This window comes from Sporosarcina sp. P29, assembly GCF_002743265.1.
Taxonomy (GTDB): Bacteria; Bacillota; Bacilli; order Bacillales_A; family Planococcaceae; genus Sporosarcina.
In genome coordinates this window covers 1-850 of sequence record NZ_PDYX01000056.1, presented here as the reverse complement: position 1 = coordinate 850, position 850 = coordinate 1, and the positions used below count along the sequence as shown (strand labels likewise).

Genomic DNA, 850 nt, shown 5'->3' with positions numbered 1-850 from the left:
CCAGGACACCGCCCTTTCACGGCGGTAACAGGGGTTCGAATCCCCTAGGGGACGCCACTTGCTGGTTCGTGAGTGAAAGTCACCTGCCGACATATCTCAAAACTCATCTTCGGGTGACGTTTGAGATATTTGCTCTTTAAAAATCTGGATCAAGCTGAAAATTGAAACGACACACATGTTATGTGTGTTCGAGTCTCTCAAATTTTCGCAAACCGGTGATGAATCGAAAGAAACATCTTCGGGTTGTGAGGTTAAGCGACTAAGCGTACACGGTGGATGCCCTGGCAGTCAGAGGCGATGAAGGACGTGCTAATCTGCGAAAAGCGCCGGCGAGGTGATATGAACCTTTGACCCGGCGATGTCCGAATGGGGAAACCCAGTGTGTTCCGACACACTATCGTTAACTGAATACATAGGTTAACGAGGCGAACCGGGGGAACTGAAACATCTAAGTACCCCGAGGAAAAGAAATCAACCGAGATTCCCCCAGTAGCGGCGAGCGAACGGGGAGCAGCCCAGAGTCTGAATCAGCTTGTGTGTTAGTGGAAGCGTCTGGAAAGTCGCACGGTACAGGGTGACAGTCCCGTACACGAAAATGCACAGGTTGTGAACTCGAAGAGTAGGGCGGGACACGTGGTATCCTGTCTGAATATGGGGGGACCATCCTCCAAGGCTAAATACTCCTGACTGACCGATAGTGAACCAGTACCGTGAGGGAAAGGCGAAAAGAACCCCGGCGAGGGGAGTGAAAAAGAACCTGAAACCGTGTACGTACAAGCAGTGGGAGCCTCTTTATGGGGTGACTGCGTACCTTTTGTATAATGGGTCAGCGACTTATATTCTGTAGCAA

Annotated in this window: 1 rRNA gene; it reads left to right on the top strand. The window is 50.8% G+C overall.

The features are described 5' to 3' along the window. Positions 1–249: 249 nt before the first annotated feature. Positions 250–850 (top strand): 23S ribosomal RNA (locus CSV68_RS16495); the annotation flags it as partial.